This is a genomic window from Streptomyces achromogenes subsp. achromogenes (assembly GCF_000720835.1).
Lineage (GTDB): Bacteria > Actinomycetota > Actinomycetes > Streptomycetales > Streptomycetaceae > Streptomyces > Streptomyces achromogenes.
In genome coordinates this window covers 71,608-91,995 of record NZ_JODT01000026.1, presented here as the reverse complement: position 1 = coordinate 91,995, position 20,388 = coordinate 71,608, and the positions used below count along the sequence as shown (strand labels likewise).

Annotated in this window: 18 protein-coding genes; 10 read left to right on the top strand and 8 right to left on the bottom strand. The window is 70.4% G+C overall.

Translation table 11 applies throughout. The features are described from left to right. Window positions 1–354 precede the first annotated feature (354 nt). The 9 genes from rpmH (at window position 355) to IH25_RS0125655 (ending at window position 7,278) form a co-directional block, all read left to right on the top strand. Window positions 355–492 carry a 50S ribosomal protein L34 gene (rpmH, locus tag IH25_RS39790; RefSeq protein ID WP_003956500.1) on the top strand — a complete coding sequence of 46 codons (138 nt, stop codon included), beginning with the start codon at window positions 355–357 and terminating at the stop codon, window positions 490–492. Window positions 493–513: 21 nt separating this feature from the next. Further along, window positions 514–885: a ribonuclease P protein component gene (rnpA, locus tag IH25_RS39785; RefSeq protein ID WP_078637608.1), complete on the top strand. Its 372-nt coding sequence runs from the start codon at window positions 514–516 to the stop codon at window positions 883–885. Next, the gene (gene yidD / locus IH25_RS39780) at window positions 882–1,247 is read left to right on the top strand and encodes a membrane protein insertion efficiency factor YidD (protein WP_078637607.1); all 366 of its coding nucleotides are present in this window, start codon (window positions 882–884) and stop codon (window positions 1,245–1,247) included. The genes rnpA and yidD overlap by 4 nt, the downstream gene beginning before the upstream one ends. 3 nt (window positions 1,248–1,250) lie before the next feature. Then, window positions 1,251–2,534, top strand: a complete 1,284-nt coding sequence (yidC, locus tag IH25_RS0125680) for a membrane protein insertase YidC (protein WP_030615163.1) — start codon at window positions 1,251–1,253, stop codon at window positions 2,532–2,534. A 15-nt stretch (window positions 2,535–2,549) separates the two neighbouring features. Beyond that, on the top strand, window positions 2,550–3,062 hold the full coding sequence (locus IH25_RS0125675) for a Jag family protein (RefSeq protein WP_030615160.1): 513 nt from the start codon (window positions 2,550–2,552) through the stop codon (window positions 3,060–3,062). A 115-nt stretch (window positions 3,063–3,177) separates the two neighbouring features. Then, window positions 3,178–3,894 carry a 16S rRNA (guanine(527)-N(7))-methyltransferase RsmG gene (gene rsmG / locus IH25_RS0125670; RefSeq protein ID WP_030615158.1) on the top strand — a complete coding sequence of 239 codons (717 nt, stop codon included), beginning with the start codon at window positions 3,178–3,180 and terminating at the stop codon, window positions 3,892–3,894. Between the two features lie 391 nt (window positions 3,895–4,285). Beyond that, a complete protein-coding gene (locus IH25_RS0125665; RefSeq protein WP_078844403.1) occupies window positions 4,286–5,359 on the top strand; it encodes a ParA family protein in 1,074 nt (357 codons plus the stop codon). Continuing rightward, window positions 5,356–6,462 carry a ParB/RepB/Spo0J family partition protein gene (locus tag IH25_RS0125660; protein WP_030615152.1) on the top strand — a complete coding sequence of 369 codons (1,107 nt, stop codon included), beginning with the start codon at window positions 5,356–5,358 and terminating at the stop codon, window positions 6,460–6,462. The genes IH25_RS0125665 and IH25_RS0125660 overlap by 4 nt, the downstream gene beginning before the upstream one ends. Window positions 6,463–6,660: 198 nt before the next feature. Then, complete coding sequence (locus IH25_RS0125655; RefSeq protein ID WP_030615150.1) at window positions 6,661–7,278, top strand: GNAT family N-acetyltransferase; 618 nt, start codon at window positions 6,661–6,663, stop codon at window positions 7,276–7,278. Window positions 7,279–7,369: 91 nt separating this feature from the next. On the opposite strand, the gene trxA is transcribed toward IH25_RS0125655, so the two are convergent. The 7 genes from trxA to IH25_RS0125620 form a co-directional block, all read right to left on the bottom strand. Then, window positions 7,370–7,702, bottom strand: coding sequence for a thioredoxin (trxA, locus tag IH25_RS0125650; protein WP_030615148.1), 333 nt, complete (start codon window positions 7,700–7,702; stop codon window positions 7,370–7,372). 48 nt (window positions 7,703–7,750) lie between these two features. After that, window positions 7,751–8,719, bottom strand: coding sequence for a thioredoxin-disulfide reductase (gene trxB, locus IH25_RS0125645; protein ID WP_030615146.1), 969 nt, complete (start codon window positions 8,717–8,719; stop codon window positions 7,751–7,753). Window positions 8,720–8,871: 152 nt separating this feature from the next. Beyond that, the gene (locus IH25_RS0125640; protein WP_342447376.1) at window positions 8,872–9,786 is read right to left on the bottom strand and encodes an anti-sigma factor family protein; all 915 of its coding nucleotides are present in this window, start codon (window positions 9,784–9,786) and stop codon (window positions 8,872–8,874) included. Next, entirely contained in the window at window positions 9,786–10,535 is a 750-nt protein-coding gene (gene sigM, locus IH25_RS0125635; RefSeq protein WP_030615143.1) for an RNA polymerase sigma factor SigM, read from the bottom strand. The genes IH25_RS0125640 and sigM overlap by 1 nt, the downstream gene beginning before the upstream one ends. Before the next feature lie 26 nt (window positions 10,536–10,561). Next, the gene (locus tag IH25_RS0125630; RefSeq protein WP_030615141.1) at window positions 10,562–12,283 is read right to left on the bottom strand and encodes a protein kinase family protein; all 1,722 of its coding nucleotides are present in this window, start codon (window positions 12,281–12,283) and stop codon (window positions 10,562–10,564) included. 118 nt (window positions 12,284–12,401) lie between these two features. Next, on the bottom strand, window positions 12,402–14,750 hold the full coding sequence (gene murJ / locus IH25_RS0125625) for a murein biosynthesis integral membrane protein MurJ (protein ID WP_030615139.1): 2,349 nt from the start codon (window positions 14,748–14,750) through the stop codon (window positions 12,402–12,404). Between the two features lie 45 nt (window positions 14,751–14,795). After that, window positions 14,796–17,168 carry a DUF6049 family protein gene (locus IH25_RS0125620; protein ID WP_030615137.1) on the bottom strand — a complete coding sequence of 791 codons (2,373 nt, stop codon included), beginning with the start codon at window positions 17,166–17,168 and terminating at the stop codon, window positions 14,796–14,798. 299 nt (window positions 17,169–17,467) lie between these two features. On the opposite strand from IH25_RS0125620, the gene IH25_RS0125615 reads away from it, so the two are divergent. Then, entirely contained in the window at window positions 17,468–18,910 is a 1,443-nt protein-coding gene (locus IH25_RS0125615; protein ID WP_030615135.1) for a CCA tRNA nucleotidyltransferase, read from the top strand. A 119-nt stretch (window positions 18,911–19,029) separates the two neighbouring features. Here IH25_RS0125615 and IH25_RS0125610 read toward each other — a convergent pair whose 3' ends face one another. After that, the gene (locus tag IH25_RS0125610) at window positions 19,030–20,292 is read right to left on the bottom strand and encodes an MFS transporter (RefSeq protein ID WP_030615131.1); all 1,263 of its coding nucleotides are present in this window, start codon (window positions 20,290–20,292) and stop codon (window positions 19,030–19,032) included. Between the last annotated feature and the right edge of the window lie 96 nt (window positions 20,293–20,388).

Genomic DNA, 20,388 nt, shown 5'->3' with positions numbered 1-20,388 from the left:
AGGTCCCACGAACGTGTGGTTCGGGGACGGGTCGGGATGAAAATCGGGTCGGGCGGGGATAAGGGAACGAATCGGAGTCCAGCCACGGTAGTCAGCGCGGCGGGTGCGGTTCAAGTTGTTGTCCCCAGCCTGTGGACAGTGTCTCTCGGAGACCCTCGGTTTGACCTGACGGCTCGGCCCCGCGTACCGTAACCAGGTCGAGTTGTCGATGGCTGCTGCCGCCTGCCTCCGATGGGCACAGGTCACGTCAGGTGATCGGGAAGCGGTGCACTCGGGCGTGACGCGAGCTACTCGTGGGCGCACGGTGACAGCCAGGACGGCACCCCGCCACTACCGATTTTCTGGAGCCCCCGAGTGAGCAAGCGCACCTTCCAGCCGAACAACCGTCGTCGCGCGAAGACCCACGGCTTCCGGCTGCGTATGCGCACCCGTGCCGGCCGCGCGATTCTCGCGTCCCGCCGTAGCAAGGGTCGCGCCCGTCTGTCCGCCTGATCCCGGTCAGGTCATGACATCGTGCTGCCCACCGAGAACCGGCTGAGGCGGCGCGAGGACTTCGCGACCGCGGTCCGACGAGGCCGCCGGGCAGGCCGCCCGACGCTCGTCGTCCACCTTCGTAGCGGTGCCACGGACCCGCACGCGCCTGGGGAGAGCGCTCCCCCGACGCGTGCGGGTTTCGTCGTCAGCAAGGCCGTGGGTGGTGCGGTCGTGCGCAACAAAGTGAAGCGCAGACTGCGCCACCTGATGCGTGACCGAGTCGGCCTGTTTCCCCCCGGTAGCCTGGTAGTCGTACGAGCGCTGCCCGGAGCGGGCGACGCAGACCACGCACAGCTGGCCCGAGACCTGGACGCCGCCCTTCAGCGGCTACTGGGAGGGGGCGCGCGATGAAGTACCCGCTGCTGGCTCTGATCAAGCTGTACCAGTGGACGATCAGTCCGCTGCTGGGGCCGGTATGCAAGTACTACCCGTCGTGCTCCCACTACGGCTACACGGCCATCGACCGGCACGGTGCCGTCAAAGGGACCGCACTGACCGCCTGGCGCATCCTCCGGTGCAATCCGTGGTCGCCGGGTGGCGTGGACCATGTTCCGCCGCGTAAGCGTCCGCGGTGGCACGAAATGCTGCGCGACGCCTGGCGCGCACGCAGGGGCGGGTCCTCCGCCGCCGAAACGGCCACCGAAGCGAAGCCACCAACGGAGTCTCCTTCGAGCCCGGCCGCAGAGACCTCGTCCCATGCCCAAGGAGCATGATTAGTGGACACGATTGCCAGCCTTTTCAGTTTCATCACCTGGCCCGTCTCCTGGGTCATCGTCCAGTTCCACAAGGTGTACGGGGCGATCTTCGGACCTGACACCGGGTGGGCCTGGGGCCTGTCCATCGTGTCGCTGGTGATCCTGATCCGCATCTGCCTGATCCCGCTCTTCGTGAAGCAGATCAAGGCGACCCGCGCGATGCAGACGCTCCAGCCGGAGATGAAGAAGATCCAGGAGCGCTACAAGAACGACCGGCAGCGTCAGTCCGAAGAGATGATGAAGCTGTACAAGGAGTCGGGCACCAACCCGCTCTCCTCGTGCCTTCCCATCCTGGCGCAGTCCCCGTTCTTCTTCGCCCTGTACCACGTGCTCGCCGCCATCGCCTCGGGCAAGAAGATCGGCGTCATCGACGCCGGCCTGCTCGAGAGCGCGCGGAACGCGCACATCTTCGGCGCCCCGCTGGCCGCCAAGTTCTTCAGCAGCGACAGCCAGGTCAGCGCCCTGCACGCCTCGCTGACCGACGTCCGTATCGTGACCGCGATCATGATCGTGCTGATGTCGGCGTCGCAGTTCTACACGCAGCGCCAGCTGATGACGAAGAACGTCGACACCACGGTGAAGACGCCGTTCATGCAGCAGCAGAAGATGCTGATGTACGTCTTCCCGATCATGTTCGCCGTCCTCGGTGTGAACTTCCCGGTCGGTGTCCTCATCTACTGGCTGACCACCAACGTGTGGACCATGGGCCAGCAGATGTACGTCATCCACAACAACCCGACCCCGGGTTCCAAGGCCCAGGCCGCCTACCTGGAGCGCCTGACCAAGCACGTCACGCAGCACGGCAAGATCCGCCGGCGCAGCGAGAAGGCCATCGTGAAGGCGATCGTCGCCAAGGGCCGCGACCGCAACGAGTTCGAGCGCAAGTTCGTCAACGCGCTCAACAAGGCCGGTCTCGCCGCGCAGCCCGACGGCACCGTGACGAAGAGCGTGGCCCAGGCCGCGGCGCAGACCGAGGACGGCGCGGTCGCCGGTACCACCACGGCCACCGCCACCGCCGCCGCCGCCCGGCGCCAGCAGCCCAAGCGCCAGAGCAAGTCCCAGCGTCAGTCCGGCGGGACCAAGGCGGGTGACTCCCCGTCGCTGGAGAAGTCCGACGCACCGCAGGACGCCAAGCCCGCGGCTGCCAAGCAGCCCGAGAAGCCCGGCTCCGGCACCCGCAGCAAGGCCCAGTCCGGCCAGCGCAAGGGTGGCCCGCAGCGGCCCAAGTCCCCGTCCAAGAAGTAAGAAGGAGCCCATCCCGTGACGGAAGGCACCACCTCCGCCGCTGCCGAGGGTGCAGACACCCTCACCCGCCTGGAGCAGGAGGGCGAGATCGCGGCGGACTACCTGGAAGGTCTGCTGGACATCGCCGACCTCGACGGTGACATCGACATGGACGTCGAGGCCGACCGCGCCTCCGTGTCGATCGTCAGCGACACCGGCAGTCGTGACCTGCAGAAGCTGGTCGGCCGGGACGGCGAGGTGCTGGAGGCCCTGCAGGAGCTGACGCGGCTGGCCGTGCACCGGGAAACCGGTGACCGCAGCCGGCTCATGCTGGACATCGCGGGCTACCGCGCCAAGAAGCGCTCCGAGCTGTCCGAGCTGGGCGCGAAGGCCGCCGCCGAGGTGAAGAACACCGGCGAGCCCGTGAAGCTCAAGCCGATGACCCCGTTCGAGCGCAAGGTCGTGCACGACGCGGTCAAGGCCGCAGGGCTGCGCAGCGAGTCCGAGGGCGAGGAGCCGCAGCGCTTCGTCGTCGTGCTGCCCGCCTGATCGGCCCCCGTTCCACCGGCCCCGTCTGTTGCGCAGGCGGGGCCGAACTTTGTCAGCCTGGTAGTTCTGGTGGCCGGTGCGCGAAGCGCCGGCGCTGTACGGAAGGACGGTCCCCGTGACGGAGGCAGCGGAGCTTCCCCCCGCGCCCGAGCAGGCGCGGGAAGTGTTTGGTGAGCGCTTCGCCGATGCGGTCCGCTATGCGGAGCTGCTCGCCGAGGCAGGCGTGCAGCGCGGCCTGATCGGTCCGCGGGAAGTGCCCCGCCTGTGGGAGCGGCACCTGTTGAACTGTGCGGTGCTCTCGGAAGCCGTTCCGGAGGGGGTGACGGTCTGCGACGTCGGCTCCGGTGCGGGGCTGCCGGGCATCCCGCTGGCCCTGGTCCGCGACGACCTCAACATCACCCTGCTGGAACCCCTGCTGCGGCGCACCAACTTCCTCACCGAGGTCGTCGAGCTGCTCGGCCTGGACCATGTCACCGTCGTACGTGGCAGGGCCGAGGAGGTCATGGGCAAGCTGCCGCCGGTCCATGTGGTGACGGCACGGGCCGTGGCCCCGCTGGACCGCCTGGCCACCTGGGGCATTCCGTTGCTGCGCCCGTACGGCGAGATGCTCGCGCTCAAGGGCGACACCGCCGAGGAGGAGCTGAAGGCGGCGGCCACCGCGCTGAGCAAGCTGGGGGCGGTGGAGACGTCCATCCTGCATGTGGGTGAGGGCGTGGTGGACCCGCTGTCCACCGTGGTGCGGGTCGAGGTCGGGGAGAGCCCGGGCGGTGTGCGCTTCGCCGCCAAGCGGGCCAAGGCCGCCCGTACCGGTCGGGCCCGACGACGCCGGTGACCCGGAGGGCGGGTGCGCGTCGGTGGGCCGGAGGGCCGGCCGGCGCTGCCCCGTCCTGACGACGGAACGTACTCCACACAAGCTGCCGAACCCACCGAGCCGGAGTGTCGCAAAGGTCCGGTCGCAGCGGCTGTGCATCGTGTTTCACGTGAAACGTCGCTCACTGCTGCACGGCATCATCAGTCGTGGCCGCGCTGCGGCCGAACCTCGCGACCGGAAGCCTCTCGGCGCCCTCGGAGAGGATCCCGTTTCCCCGGAGGTCCCGTCCCGTTCCTTGGGGGCTTCGCCCCGCTCCCCGGCAGATTCGTCCCTCTTCAGGGGCACGGAGTTGTCCACAGAGGTGGATTTCTCCACAGATGGTCAGGCCTCACTGGTTCACGACCCCGAAGACATGGGAGGCTCTGTTCATCGCGAGCCTGAAGTCGAGGAGAGTGAATCCTTGCGGTCCGACGCCAACATCGCGGGACCGATGACCGATCCGGTCCCCGGTCCCCGTACCGAGTCGATGGGAGCGGATGTTTCACGTGAAACACCGCCCCCGATGGACGACACTCCCATCGGTCGAGCTGCCCAACTGGCGGTGGAGGCTCTCGGCCGCGCCGGCGCAGGCCTGCCGCGACCGGAGCAGACCCGAGTCATCGTGGTCGCCAACCAGAAGGGCGGCGTGGGCAAGACGACGACGACCGTCAACCTTGCCGCCTCGCTGGCTCTGCACGGTGGCCGGGTCCTGGTGATCGACCTCGATCCGCAGGGCAACGCGTCCACCGCCCTCGGGATCGACCACCACGCCGAGGTTCCTTCCATCTACGACGTGTTGGTGGAGAGCAAGCCTCTCGCCGAGGTGGTCCAGCCCGTCCTCGACGTCGAGGGCCTCTTCTGCGCGCCCGCCACCATCGATCTCGCCGGTGCGGAGATCGAGCTGGTGTCCCTGGTGGCCCGGGAGAGCCGGCTGCAGCGGGCCATCCAGGCGTACGAGCAGCCGTTGGACTACATCCTCATCGACTGCCCGCCCTCGCTGGGCCTGTTGACGGTCAACGCACTCGTCGCGGGCGCCGAGGTGCTGATCCCGATCCAGTGCGAGTACTACGCGCTGGAGGGCCTCGGTCAGCTTCTGCGCAACGTCGACCTGGTGCGGGGGCACCTCAACCCCGCCCTGCATGTGTCGACCATCCTGCTCACCATGTACGACGGCCGGACGCGTCTCGCCTCCCAGGTCGCGGAAGAGGTGCGCAGCCACTTCGGTGACGAGGTGCTGCGGACGAGCATTCCCCGCTCGGTCCGTATCTCCGAGGCGCCGAGTTACGGGCAGACGGTGCTGACCTACGATCCAGGATCGAGCGGTGCCCTCTCGTACCTTGAGGCGGCCCGGGAAATCGCGCTGAGGGGCGTCGGCATCAGCTATGACGCGAGCCAGGCCCACATCGGCGCCCAGAAAGACCAGAGCATGGTGGAGGGGATTCAGTGAGCGAGCGACGGAGGGGTCTGGGCCGTGGTCTCGGCGCACTGATCCCCGCTGCCCCGACCGAGAGGACGCCGGCCCCCGCGGCGCTGGGGGGTGGAGGCTCCACCTCCCCCGCGGCCGTCCCGGTGCTGACCGGAGACCGCGGAGTGGCCGCGGCCAAGGTGGCCACGCTGCCGCCCGCCGCACAGGACATCGAGGCGGTTCCGGCGAGCCCCGCCGTCGAGGTGCCGGCACACCCGGTGGGCGCCCACTTCGCCGAGATCCCCCTGGACGCCATCACACCGAACCCGCGCCAGCCGCGCGAGGTCTTCGACGAGGACGCGCTTCAGGAGCTGGTCACCTCCATCAAGGAGGTCGGCCTCCTGCAGCCCGTCGTGGTGCGGCAGCTGGGACCCGGCCGGTATGAGCTGATCATGGGCGAGCGCCGCTGGCGCGCGTGCCGTGAAGCCGGTCTCCAGGCCATCCCGGCCATCGTGCGGGCCACGGAGGACGAGAAGCTCCTCCTGGACGCGCTGCTGGAGAACCTGCACCGTGCGCAGCTGAACCCGATCGAAGAGGCCGCTGCCTACGACCAGCTGCTGAAGGACTTCAACTGCACCCACGACCAGCTGGCCGACCGGATCGGGCGCTCCCGCCCGCAGGTCTCCAACACGCTGCGTCTGCTGAAGCTGTCGCCGACCGTCCAGAAGCGGGTGGCCGCCGGGGTGCTCTCGGCCGGCCACGCCCGGGCTCTGCTGGCCGTGGAGGACTCCGAGGAACAGGACCGGCTGGCCCACCGCATCGTCGCCGAGGGCCTGTCGGTGCGGTCCGTGGAAGAGATCGTGACCCTGATGGGCTCCCGGCCTCAGAAGGCCTCACGGTCCCGGGGTCCCCGGGCCGGTTCCGTGCCTTCCCCGGCGCTGAGTGAGCTGGCCACCCGGCTGTCGGACCGGTTCGAGACCCGGGTGAAGGTCGAGCTCGGCCAGAAGAAGGGCAAGATCACCGTCGAGTTCGCCTCCGCCGAGGACCTCGAAAGGATCCTCAGCACCTTCGCCCCGGGCGAGAAGCTGGCCCTCCAGAAGAGCCTCCAGGACGGCGACGGCGACGGCGACGAGACGCAGGACTGATCCCGGTCGTTCGCGTCCCCCAGGGCAGCGGAGCGGGCCGTGTCCGGTGTGTACCGGAACACGGCCCGCTCTTTGCTTTGGCACGGTATCGAGTGAATCGGATCGTGGATACGATGCGATCAGCTAGGGCACATCCACCGGTCAGCAGCTGACAGCCGCTCGCGATGCGGCGGGCGAAGGAAGCGAGGATCAGCCTTCATGGGGCGTCGGCTCGTGCCGCTCACTCTGGACAACCTTCAGGATCTTCCTCATCGCTGTCGCTCCTGTGTCTTCTGGGAGCTGGACCCTGTCAGCGGCGAAGCGGCGGTGGCGGCGGGCACCACCGCGCTGGAGAAGGAAGCCTGGATCTCCGCCGTCCTGCTGGACTGGGGATCGTGCGGACGGGTGGTGTACATCGACGACGTCCCGGCGGGTTTCGTGCTCTACGCCCCGCCGGCCTATGTCCCGCGCTCGACGGCCTTCCCCACGAGCCCGGTCTCGCCGGACGCCGTACAGCTCATCACCGGGTTCGTGCTGCCCGGTTATCAGGGGCAGGGCCTGGGCCGGGTGCTGGTGCAGGCGGTCGCCAAGGATCTGCTGCGCCGGGGCTTCAAGGCGGTCGAGGCGTTCGGAGACGCCCGCGGGGAGCAACCCGCCTGCCTGCTGCCCGCCGACCATCTGCTGGCCGTGGGCTTCAAGACGGTGCGTCAGCATCCGGTGCACCCACGGCTTCGGCTGGAGCTGCGCTCGACGCTCTCCTGGAAGGAAGACGTGGAGATGGCACTGGACCGGCTTCTGGGAGCGGTCCAGAAGGAGCCCGCGCTGAGGCCGTTGTAGCGAGAGGCCGCTCCGGCGAGAGCCCGAGAGGCCGGTGATAGCGATGGGGCCGACCCAACCGGGTCGGCCCCATCGTGTTTCACGTGAAACATCACTTGGTGATGAACTCGTCCAGGTCACGCACGAGCGCCGCCTTGGGCTTGGCGCCCACGATGGTCTTGGCGACATCCCCACCCTGGTAGACGTTCAGGGTAGGGATGGACATGACGCCGTACTTGGCGGCCGTGTTCGGGTTCTCGTCGATGTTGAGCTTGACGATCTGGATCTTGTCACCGTACTCGTCCGCGATCGCCTCCAGGGACGGGGCGATCATGCGGCAGGGACCGCACCACTCGGCCCAGAAGTCCACCAGAACGGGCTTGTCGCTCTTGAGGACCTCCTCCTCGAAGGTCGCGTCGGTCACAGTCTTCACGTTGCCGGCCACAGTGGGCTCCTTACCTCGGTTACGCGGTGGGGCGGGGAAAGGGGAAGGTCAGACAGTCGTCTTCTCGGGCTCCGCCTGGTCCTCGTCCGCGAGGGCGGCGAGGTACCGCTCGGCGTCCAGGGCGGCGGCGCAACCGGTGCCGGCCGCGGTGATCGCCTGGCGGTAGGTGTGGTCGACCACGTCACCGGCGGCGAACACACCGGTCACGTTGGTACGGGTGGACGGCGAGGCGACCTTCAGGTAGCCCTCCTCGTCCAGGTCCAGCTGGCCCTTGAACAGCTCGGTGCGCGGGTCGTGGCCGATGGCGATGAACAGGCCCGTCACGGGCAGCTCGGAGAACTCGCCGGTCTTGAGGTTGCGCAGCTTCAGACCGGAGAGCTTCTGGTCGCCCTGGATCTCGGCGACCTCGCTGTCCCAGACGAACTTGATCTTCGGGTCGCCGAAGGCACGCTCCTGCATCGCCTTGGAGGCACGCAAGGTGTCCCGGCGGTGGACGATCGTGACCGACTTCGCGAACCGCGAGAGGAACGTGGCCTCCTCCATCGCGGTGTCACCGCCGCCGATCACGGCGATGTCGTGCTCCTTGAAGAAGAACCCATCGCAGGTGGCGCACCAGGAGACACCGCGGCCCGAGAGCAGGTCCTCGTTCGGCAGGCCCAGCTTGCGGTGCTGGGAGCCGGTGGTGACGATGACGGCCTTCGCCCGGTGGACGGTGCCCGCGGTGTCGGTGACGGTCTTGATCTCACCGGTCAGGTCGACGGAGACGATGTCGTCCGGAATGAGCTCGGCACCGAAGCGTTCGGCCTGGGCGCGCATGTTGTCCATGAGGTCCGGGCCCATGATGCCGTCGCGGAAGCCCGGGAAGTTCTCCACCTCGGTGGTGTTCATCAGCGCACCGCCCGCGGTGACGGCGCCTTCGAACACCAGGGGCTTCAGCGATGCACGGGCGGTGTACAGCGCCGCCGTGTAGCCTGCGGGCCCGGAGCCGATGATGATCACATTACGGACATCGCTCACGGCTTGATTCCTCGTCTCTGGTCTGCGTCAGTCGACCGGTGGGGGCCCCTTTCGGGACCCTCACCCCACCCAACGGATCCTACGGGGCGTGCATTCCCGGTGTGTCCGGGCACACGCCTGCCCCAGGGCGCCCGAAGGAGTGGTCCAACGGCCTAGGGACGCGCGAGGGACTGCTTCAGCAGGACCTTGCCGACCGACGTGGGTTGGCGCTGTACGCAGGACGCGTCGACCACATAGGCCGTGACCCGCTCGCTGTCACGGGCGTCGGCCACCACGACGAGGTAGGCGGACCTGCCGGCGTAGGTTCCCGTTTTGGCGCCGAGCACGTCGGCGCTCTGCCGGAGCGCCTGCCGGACACAGTCGGGAACCGGGACCGCGGTCTGGATCAAGGTGTTCGGCCCCTCGGTGGTCCCGAACGAGCGTGGCCCGTCATCCGGGTGCTGCCGGGTCCTGTCTCCGCCACGCGGCAGTTTCTTCTCGCCGCCGAGAAGGGAATGGACCTGGTTCTCCACGCTGTCGCCGGAGAAGGCGCCGGCCGAGGCGGTGGGGGTTCCCTGGGCCGACGGGTGCTGGGAGGTGCCGGACAGGGACGTCACGAGCAGACTCCCGGCGCCGAGGACCGCGGCCGTGAGCACAGCGCCCAGGGCGATGCGGCCGCGTCGCCGGCCGCGCTCGGTGTCCTTGCGCCCCGGCCCGGTCGTGGCACGGGGGCGCCCCGCAGGGCGGTCGGCGGGTTGACCGGCTGGACGCTCGGCACGCTGGTCCGCGGTGGGCGATGTTTCACGTGAAACATGGCCCGTGGCGTCCTCGGCGCCGGCGCTGCCCACGGCCTCGGCGGCGAGGGCGGCGTCGAGGCGTACGGCGACATCGTCCGGCATACGCTCCGGCTCCGGCATGGCACCGAGCAGGTCCCGGATCTCCTGCAACGAGGCATGCACTTCCGCGCACGAGTCGCACATGTCCAGGTGGCGCCGTACCTCTCTGTCCCGGTCCGGTGCGAGCAGGCCCTCGGTGAGGTCGGAGATCTCCGCGACGTCCGGGTGCCCGGTCGTGTCCGTCGTCGACATCACGCTCGCCCACCTCCGCCCTTCACTACGGCTGAATCGCTCGGTCCCGCGCCCCTGGAACGTTCGCTCGGTGACCCCGTCGCCGGTGGGACGGATGGCCCTTGCCGCCGGTTCCGTCCGGGGCCGCTTTCCTTCGCGCCCCCGGTGTCGCCCGGCCGTGGGCCTCCGGCGCCTTCGGGCCGTAGATGCGTGAGCAGGGGCAGCAGCCTGGCCCGGCCCCGGGCGCACCGGCTCTTCACCGTGCCCGTCGGCACATCCAGGATCCGCGCGGCCTCGGCCACGGGATAACCCTGCATGTCCACCAGGACCAGAGCGGCACGCTGTTCCGGCGGAAGGGTGCCGAGTGCTTCGAGGAGCTGACGGTGCACGTCGTTCCGCTCGGCCGGCGCCGAGGCGGACTCGTGCGGTTCCAGCAGCTGCTCCAGCCGCTCGGTGTCGTCCACCGGAGCCGTCTTGCGGGAGGCGGCCTTGCGCGCCCGGTCCAGGCAGGCGTTCACCGTGATCCGGTGCAGCCAGGTCGTGACGGCCGACTGGCCACGGAAGGTGTGGGCGGCCCGGTAGGCCGACACCAGGGCGTCCTGCACGGCGTCCGCCGCCTCTTCACGGTCCCCCAGCGTCCGCAGGGCCACGGCCCAGAGCCGGTCCCGGTGCCGTCGCACGATCTCGCCGAAGGCCTCCGGGTCACCGTCCACATGGCGGGCGAGCAGGTCCCGGTCGTCCACTCCGTCGTATCCGGCGCCCTCCGCCATCTGCCTCCTCCGGTCGGGGCGAGACGTCAGCCCGTGAACTTCACTTCGCCGATGGCCTGCTTGTAACCCGCACGGGAGTACAGGGCGGAGTCGTAGCCCGAATTCGGTACGGCCGTCAGCCAGACGAGGACGTACTGCGTCTTGACCTGCTTGGACACCTTCACGGTGGCGGTGGTGCCCATGGTCGTCGCGCTGCCGATTTTCGTCATGGAGTCCAACGAGGCCGGGGTCAGCGAGTCCGTGGCGTACAGCTCGACCGTCGTGTGGTCGCCGCCGTAGCGCAGATCGAGGGTGGCCGTGCTGACCTTCTTGGCCGAGCCGAGGTCGTACACGATGCCGACGCCCGGCTTGTACGGCGCGATCGTGGGGCCTTCGTTGAAGCTCTTGGTCTTCCAGTACGTCGACGCGTCACCGTCGTAGGTGTTGGGGACGTTGCCGGGGCTCTGGGCGCCGCCCTTGGCGACGAACTCCTGGCCGTTCTGGATCTTTATCGGAACCGGCTTCGGCTTCACGGCGTTCTTGCCGCCGCCGTCCGTCGTCTGGCTCTTGTTGGTGTCGTCCTGCTTGTCGCCGCGGTCCATCAGGGCGTCCGCCAGCTGCCAGCTGCCCAGGCCCAGCGCGGCGATGAGCAGCGCCGACACCGCCCACTTCAGGGCCTTGCCGGTGCGGCTCTGCAGCGGGGGCGGCGGGGGCACGAGGGGCTGGGCGGTACCGGCGTGCGCCGCCGGACGGCCGTAGCTGCCCTGCTGGTAGGACGTGCGCTGGTAGTCCGGCGGCGCCGTGAACGCGGGCTCGGGCGGGCGGATGCGGGGCATCTCGCCGATCGCCTTCACCAGCTCCTCCGGCGTGGTGCACGGTGCCTCGTGCCGGGAGGCGGTGGCGCCGTCGTTGACCAGGGCGCGCATGGACAGTTCGGACAGCCCGCGGTGCACACCGGCCCGCACCTGGTCCGGGGGGATGAGACCGATGTCCTTGGGCAGGCCGGCCAGGCCGTAGGCGTCGTTCTCGTACGGCCAGCGCTGGGTCAGCGCCGCGTACAGCAGGGCGCCGATCGCCTCGGTGTCGGCGCGTTGCGGGGTGGTGGAGCTGATGCCGCGCAGTGCGGCGTTCACGGCGAGGCCGCGGATGCGCCACTGGCCGGTGGAGGTGCGCAGGACGGCGTTCGGGTTCAGCCGCAGATGGGCGAGGCCTTCCCGGTGCGCGGCGGCCATGGCCGCGGCGATCTGGCTGACCATCTGGTAGGCGTCGTGCGGTTCCAGCGGGCCGCCGGCGAGGAGGGTGGACAGCTCGGTGGCGTCGGGCAGCCACTCGTGGACGACGTAGACGAGGTCGTTCTCCTCGACGGCGTCGAGGACCTGGACGAAGCGGGGGTCGCCGAGGAGCGCGGAGGAACGGGCTGCGGCGAGGACGGAGCGGGCCCGGGCGTGGCCCGCGGGCAGGACATGGACGCCGACGGCCCGGCGGAGCTTCTCGTCGACCGCACGCCAGCTGCTGAACCCGTCCAGACGGGTGACGCACTCCTCCAGCCGGTAGCGCCTGGCGAGCTTGTGACCGCTGTGCAACTCCGGCGTGGAGGCCTTCCGTCCGGGACCCTCGGTGCCGCCGCTCCCCTGTGCCTCGTCGCTGTCCGTGTCCCGCTCCGGGTTCTGGGCCACCCCGTCGGCCGTGGACTGGTCCGCCTCGGCGGTCAGCGGTTGCTCACCGCTGTTGTCTGCCACGTCGACGGCAGCTGTGCTCCGTTCCGCCACCGTCGTCCCTGCCTCCCCATCCGTTGCACGCTGTCCGACGCCGAAACCAATTGTGCCCACAGTCCGCCGCTATGCACGACACACGGCGGCGGACGATGGTTGTGCGCCTACCCTCGCCTCAGCGCCCCAGACGTCCCCGCACCATTCCGACGAGCGAGTTGAGTTCCTCGATGCGCATCCGCCGGGCGGCGACGAAGAAGACGCCGAACAGGACGGCACCGCCGGCGATCAGCGCGGCGAACGAGCCGACGACGCCCAGGCCCAGAGTGTGCCCGACGCCGTAGCAGGCGGCTCCGCTGAGGAGGGCGGCCGGCACCGAGGCGATGCCCAGACGCGCGTACGTACGCAGCACCCGGGCCCCGTCCAGGTCCCCGCCCAGCCGCTTGCGCAGCCGGCGCCAGGCGATGCCCACCCCGATGGCGTAGGCGAGCCCGTAGGCGGCGGCCATGCCCGCGACCGCCCAGCGCGCCGGCAGCACGAAGTAGCACAGGGCCGAGGCGCCGGCGTTGACGGCGGCCACGATGACCGTGTTGTAGAAGGGGGTGCGGGTGTCCTCGTAGGCGTAGAAGGCACGCAGGACGACGTACTGCACGGAGTAGGGGATCAGGCCGAGGCCGAAGGCCATCAGCATGTAGCCCATGTTGGTGGCCGCGCCCGTGCCGGCGGAGCCGAAGATCAGCGTGCACATCGGGACGCCGAGCGAGACGAAGCCGAACGCGATGGGCACGATGGCGACGGCGGTGGTGCGCAGGCCCTGGGAGATGTCGTCGCGGACGGCGCCCGTGTCGTCCTCGGAGGCCGAGCGCGAGATGCGCGGCAGCAGCGCGGCCATCAGGGACACGGTGATGATGGCCTGCGGCAGGCCCCAGATCAGCTGGGCGTTGGCGTAGGCGGCGAAGCCGGTGCCCTTGACGCCGGAGTCCGCGCCGGCGGCGGTCGACAGCTGGGTCACCACCATGGCGCCCGCCTGGTTGGCGAGGACGAACAGGACCGTCCACTTGGCGAGCATCGCGGCCTTGCCCAGGCCGTGGCCCTTCCAGTCGAAGCGCAGCCGGATCCGGAAGCCGGTCTCGCGCAGGTACGGGATCATCGCGAGGGCCTGGACGACCAGGCCGAGCAGCACACCGACGCCGAGCAGCCGCTGGCCCTCCGGCGGGATGCTGGTGACGTCCATGTGGGAGTTGGCGGCGGTGCCGTAGACCCAGATGAACATGCCGAGCGTCACGATGATGACGATGTTGTTCAGGACCGGGGTCCACATCATCGCGCCGAATTTCCCGCGCGCGTTGAGGATCTGCCCCATCACCACGTGGATGCCCATGAAGAAGATCGAGGGCAGGAAGTAGCGGGTGAAGGTGACCGCGACCTCGTTGGCCGCGGGGTCGCTGGCCACGGGGTTGGCCAGCAGCCGCACCAGCAGCGGCGCGGCGAACATCGCGAGCCCGGTCAGCGCGGCGAGCGCGACCATCACCAGGGTCAGCAGCCGGTTGGCGAAGGCCTCGCCGCCGTCCTCGTCCTCCTTCATGGAGCGCACGAGCTGGGGCACGAACACGGAGTTCAGGCCGCCGCCGACGGTGAGGATGTAGATCATGGTCGGCAGCTGGTAGGCCACCTGGAAGGAGTCGGCGAGGAAGCCGAGGCCGAGCGCGGCGGCGATCAGCGCGGAGCGGATGAAGCCGGTCAGGCGGGAGACCATCGTGCCCGCCGCCATCACGGCGCTGGACTTCAGCAGCCCGGCGGCCTTCCCGCCCTTCTTCGCGGGAGCCACCGGTGCCACGGGAGCCACGGCACCGGCGGGGGTGTCACCGGACGCGGCGACCTCCGGCCCGCCGGGATCCGCCGCGACGGCCGTCGCGGAATCCGGGGACTGCGCCAGATAGCCGGGCGCGGAGGGACCGGCCGGGTAGCCGCCGGCGTACGCGTGGCCCTGCTGCGGGCCCTGCCCGTACTGCTGCGGGTACTGGCCGGAGGTGACCGGGGGATCCATCGGCGCGTGTCCGCCGCTGTGCTGCTGGTCCTTGAAGAGGTGGGCGAAGGCGTCCGGCTCGTGGTACTCCTCGCCGGAGTGCGTGACCAGGTCGTCCACGCCCACGAACTGGGTCGTGCGCGGATCCTCGCCGTACGGCAGGTACTGGGTGGCTGCGGCACCCGGCTCGGGCGCGGGCGGCTGCGCCCACACGCGGGGGTCGGGCGCGTAGGGCGACTGGGCGGGCGGCGCGTACAGCGGCTGTTGCGGGTCGTACGAGCCCGGCGGCGGTGGCGGGTGCGCGGCGCGGTCGTAGAGCGCCTCGGCGACCGGGTCCTGGGCGGCCAGGTCGTGCGCCCGGTAGGGGTCCTGCTCGTAGGCGTCCTGGAGATACATGTCCGCCGCGTGCTGCGGCGGCACCTGGCCCGGCTCGGGCGGCGGCTCGGGGTAGCCCGAGCCGGCCGCGCCCTGGCCGCGGTCACCGTCGTACGGCGCGTTCATGCTTACCCCACCTCATCGTCCCGGGCCCACCGGCCACGACATCGCTCAACGGTCCACTCTCTCACCCGTCCCGGACGGGTCGGCGCTTTCCGGTGCGGTGTCCGGCGCAGGGTCACTCGGCTGCTCCGGGTCGCCTGCCCCGGAGCCGGAGTCCGACTCCTGGGGGAGACGGCCCCCGGGCGCCCCGGGGTTCCCGGGCTCGTCCGGGTCCTCCGCCGCCGTGCCGGGGCCGCCGTCCTCGGGCTGCCGGGCGGCGGCGCGCTTGCGCTGCGTGTACATCCGGAAGCCGGCGAGGACGAGGAGCAGGACGCCACCGCCGATGACCAGCATCACCGTGGGGGTGACCTCCGTGACCTTCACGTCGAAGGTGACGGGTTCGCCGTATTTGCGGCCGTCCTCGGTGTACAGCTGGGCGATGACCGCGACGCGGCCGTTGGCGTTGGCCGAGGTGGTGAACTTCACCGACTGGCTGTGCCCGCCGGAGATCTCCACGGGCTGTTCGTAGTAGGCCTTGCCGCCGATCTCCAGACGGGTCGGCATCGTCGACTCCAGGCGCAGCACCAGATGGCCGACGGGCTGGACCAGGTTGTTCTGGACCGTGACCGGGATGGTGGCGCTGCGGCCCGAGAGCTTGGTCTCGGACTTGTCGATCAGCTTGACCTGGTCGGCCAGTTCGTCGAGCCAGTCCTCCACGCCGTCCCGATAGTCTTCCGCCGCGTCACGGTGGCCCCGCCAGGACGTGGACATGTCCCGGTTTATGGCCCGCCCGAACGGGGTGACGACGCGGGACTGGTCGCTGAGGATCACGCGGAAGTTGTCGAGCTTGGCCTGGGTGCGGGCGATCTGCTCGAAGGCCGTGCGGGGCAGGTCCTGCCGGCGCAGCGAGGACGGGTAGGCGGACGCCGAGGGGATGCGGGTGGTGGCGGCCGGGTCCGGCTTGTCCTTGGCGGTCGCGGTGAGGCCCTGGGACTGGGTCCAGGTGCCGCCCTGGAGCGCCTTCACGGCTGCCGCCATCGCCTGCGCCTGGCTCGCCGTGGGCATGCGCTGCGGGGCGACGAGAATGCTGCGCTGCTTGTCCGTCTGCGAGTTCACTTCCAGGCTCTGGGCCAGGAACCGCTGCACGGCCAGGGTGGCCGAGCCCGCCTTCGACAGGTCGCCCTCGAACGCCGTGGACAGCCGGCTGTCGGCGACCACGGCCGTGGTGCCCCCGCCGACCGGCCGGGCGGCGGACGGCGTGTACGGCAGTCCGGCGGTCTCCTGGAGGCTGTCGCTGCGGGCGATCACCCGGTCGGCCCCCGCGGAGGTCGCGACCTTCATGATCGACCGGTCCACGGCGCCGTCGACCGGCCAGGCGAAGTCGGTGCTCGGGGTGACGTGGAGCACGGTCTTGACGGTGGTCGCGGCGACATCGGTGGCGTCCTTGAGATGGCTGAGCGAGCCGGTGACGCTGGTGCCGTTGTGCGCGAGGGAGGCCAGGTCGGGGTCGGCGAAGGGCAGGGCGACGACCTCCTTGCCGGCCACCGCCTTCTGCAGGGCGGCCAGCCACTGCTTGGCGACCGCCTGGTGCTCGCGCGGGCCCGGAGTGCTGGTGCCGTCGGCGGCCTGGAGCCGGTAGTTGCCCACGGCCATCGCGTCGACCGAGGCCAGCAGGTCCGGGTCGATCACCCAGGTGACGTCGAGGCCCTTGCCGAGGTCCACCATCTGGGCGAGCCGCCCGCCGGGCGCCAGGTCCTTCGCCAGGTCGTCGTTCAGGAACTCGGGGGTCTGCAGATCGCCCGCGCCGGTCTTGGCCGTCATGTGGACCGTGGAGAGCAGCGGCCACAGGAACGTCGTCTTGGTCTTGGTGTCCGCGTCCGACGGCTGCCACGGCAGGAAGGTCCGCTGGATGCCGAGCACCCGGGGCCAGGGCTGGGCGGAGGTCTCGCCCGAGAGGGCGACCCCGAACTCGTAGACCCCGTCGTCGTCGAGGCCGAGCTTGTCGACGGGGACGGAGATGCTGAAGTGCTGGGCGACTCCCGGGGCGAGCTTGTCGAACTTCTCCTCGTACTTGTCGCCGACCTCGGAGCCGGTGCTGCCCTGCGGATCGTCGGAGTGCCGGGCGACGGAGTCGATGTCCGAGCGGGTGGTCAGCCGGGGGCCGACCTGTAGTCCCACATGGGCGTCGGTGACGGCCTGCTTGCCGTTGTTGGTCACCGTGCCGGACACGGTCAGCGTGTCGCCGTCCGTGGGGGCACTGGGGGCGAGCGAGTCCAGGGAGACGGACACCGTGCCGGAGGAGGCGGCCTGCGCGGGCGCGGCGACGGGCAGCTGGAGCAGACCGGCCAGCAGTGGCGCCCCGGTGAGCAGTGCTCCGGCGCGCCGCAGCCACCGGCGGGCAGGTGAGGCACTGGTCCCCTGGAAGTCAGCCGCCTCGGCCACGCGCTCGCCCGTCCCTCGTCGTCGTCAGTGGTCGTCGGAATGTGCGTCCACGCATGGTAACGATGTGCGCTGAAGGGAAGTGCCGCGGTCTCCTTCACAAGATCGGCGAACAGCCGCGACGCGTCCTCTATATCCAGTATCGAGGGGAGAGCGGCCGTACGCCGCGAGAGCTGCGCTTACGGTGGGTATGCCGGGAGCTGTCCCACCGCGCCGGCAGGGTGCTCGGGGGCGGGCGCACGCCGATGACCGTCTCCGGCCAGGCCGCCTTCGGGCGCGCGGGGCACGTACTCTCTTCTGTTGTGCCGAACCCCAACGAAGACACTCCCTCTGCCCTGAGCCAGGCGCAGCAGCGCGCGGTCGCCGAGCTGCTGCGGGTGGCCCCCGTCGCCGACGATCTCGCCCGCCGTTTCCAGGAGGCCGGGTTCTCGCTCGCCCTGGTCGGCGGATCGGTCCGTGACGCGCTGCTCGGCCGGCTCGGCAACGACCTGGACTTCACCACCGACGCCCGCCCCGAGGACGTACTGAAGATCGTCCGGCCGTGGGCGGACGCCGTCTGGGAGGTGGGGATCGCCTTCGGCACGGTCGGCGCGCACAAGGGCGGCTACCAGATCGAGATCACCACCTACCGGTCGGAGGCGTACGACCGCACCTCGCGCAAGCCGGAGGTGTCGTACGGCGACTCCATCGAGGAGGACCTGGTCCGCCGCGACTTCACGGTCAACGCGATGGCCGTGGCGCTGCCGGAGAAGACCTTCGTCGATCCGCACGGCGGTCTGGAGGACCTCGCGGCCCGTGTGCTGAGGACCCCGGGCACGCCCGAGGAGTCCTTCTCGGACGATCCCCTGCGCATGATGCGGGCCGCCCGGTTCGCCGCCCAGCTGGACTTCACGGTGGCCCCCGAGGTCATCACCGCCATGACGGAGATGGCCGGGCGGATCGAGATCGTCTCGGCGGAGCGGGTCCGGGACGAACTCAACAAGCTCCTGCTGTCCTCGCACCCGCGCAAGGGGCTGACGCTGCTGGTCGACACCGGGATCGCCGAGTACGTCCTGCCCGAGCTGCCGGCGCTGCGGCTGGAGAGCGACGAGCACCACCGGCACAAGGACGTCTACGAGCACACGCTGATCGTCCTGGAGCAGGCGATCGCGCTGGAGGAGAACGGCCCCGACCTCACTCTCCGGCTGTCCGCGCTGCTGCACGACATCGGCAAGCCGCGCACCCGCCGCTTCGAGAAGGACGGCCGGGTCTCCTTCCACCACCACGAGGTGGTCGGCGCGAAGATGACCAAGAAGCGCATGACCGCCCTGAAGTACTCCAACGAGCTGGTGAAGGACGTCTCCCGGCTGGTCGAACTTCACCTGCGGTTCCATGGCTACGGCACCGGGGAATGGACGGACTCGGCGGTCCGCCGCTACGTCCGTGACGCGGGCCCGCTGCTCGACCGTCTGCACAAGCTGACCCGCTCCGACTGCACCACGCGCAACAAGCGGAAGGCGGCGGCGCTCTCCCGGGCCTACGACGGCCTGGAGAAGCGGATCGCCCAGCTGCAGGAGCAGGAGGAGCTGGACGCGATCCGCCCCGACCTCGACGGCAACCAGATCATGGAGATCCTCGGGGTCGGCCCGGGCCCGGCCGTCGGCAAGGCGTACAAGCACATGCTGGAGCTGCGCCTGGAGCACGGCCCCCTGGGACACGATGCCGCGGTGGCGGCCCTCAAGGAGTGGTGGGCCGCGCAGAGCTGAGCGGGGCCCGGTGGTGTTTCACGTGAAACATCCGTCCGGGACGGTGACACCGAGGGCCGATGTTTCACGTGAAACATCGGCCCTCGCTCTGTCCTGCCGGCCACGGGCTGCTTGTCGGCTCACCGCCGCCCGAAGCGGGCCAGGGCCACGGCGATCACGCCGTAGAGCAGGGCGACGAGCATCACCAGCACCGCCGAGCGGCCGTCCGGCGGCAGCATCAGCGCGGCCACCCCCGCCGCACCGACGAAGGCGACGTTGAAGAGCACGTCGTACACGGAGAAGACGCGGCCTCGGAAGCCGTCCTCCACGCACGCCTGGACGATCGTGTCCGTGGCGATCTTGGCTCCCTGGGTGATCAGCCCCAGGACGAAGGCGGCGGCCATGAGCGGCCCGGTGGCGAACGGAAGTCCCAGCGCGGGCTCCAGCACCAAGGCCGCACCGGAACACACCACGATCCAGCGCCGGGGGCCCAGCCGTCCCGCCGCCCACGGTGTCACCACGGCCGCAGCGAAGAACCCGGCGCCGGACAGCGCCAGCGCCGCCCCCAGCAGTCGCAGCCCTTTCTCGGGGGTGTCGGCCAGGGCGTGCCGGCAGAGCATGAGCAGCAGGACGAGGAGCGCCCCGTAGCAGAAGCGCATCAGCGTCATCGCGGCCAGCGCCCATGCCGCCTCGCGGCGCCGGGGTGCCGTCAGGTGCCGGATGGCCGCCGGCAGCTCGCGCGCGGTCCCGGCGAGCGCCGCGCCGAGCCGGGGCCGGGCCGGGCGCCGGTCGGGGCCGAGGAGGCCGGAGGGCAGGCGCAAGGACGCGAGGCTCGCGCCCAGATACAGAAGGGCGCCGCACAGGACCACCGCCGCGTCGGAATCCGCCGCCACCATCCGGACGCCGAAGGCCAGGCCCCCTCCGGCGGTCGCGGCCAGGGTGCCGGCCGTCGGGGAGAGCGAGTTGGCCAGTACCAGGCGCTCGGCGTCGACGACCCGGGGCAGGGCGGCGGAGAGCCCGGCGAGTACGAAGCGGTTGACAGCCGTGACGCACAGCGCGGAGACGTAGAACATCCAGTCGGGGGCCTCGCTGGTGATCAGTACGGCGGTGGCCGCCGCCAGCAGGGCCCGCAGCAGATTGCCGTACACGAAGACCTGCCGGCGCCGCCAGCGGTCCAGCAGGACACCGGCGAAGGGGCCGACGAGGGAGTAGGGGAGCAGCAGGACGGCCATGGCCGAGGCGATGGCGGCGGCCGAGGCCTGTCGCTCCGGGGAGAAGACGACGTACGCGGCGAGCGCGACCTGGTACACACCGTCGGCGCCCTGGGACAGGAGGCGGACGTACAGCAGGTGCCGGAAACGCCGCAGGCTCCACAGCAGGCGCAGGTCACGTACGACGGGCATGGGCGACAGCCTCACACATGCGGAAGGTCCCCGGGTCGCGAGACCCGGGGACCTTCACAGCCCTGGCAGGAGCGTTTCGTGCGAGCGGTCCTCAGC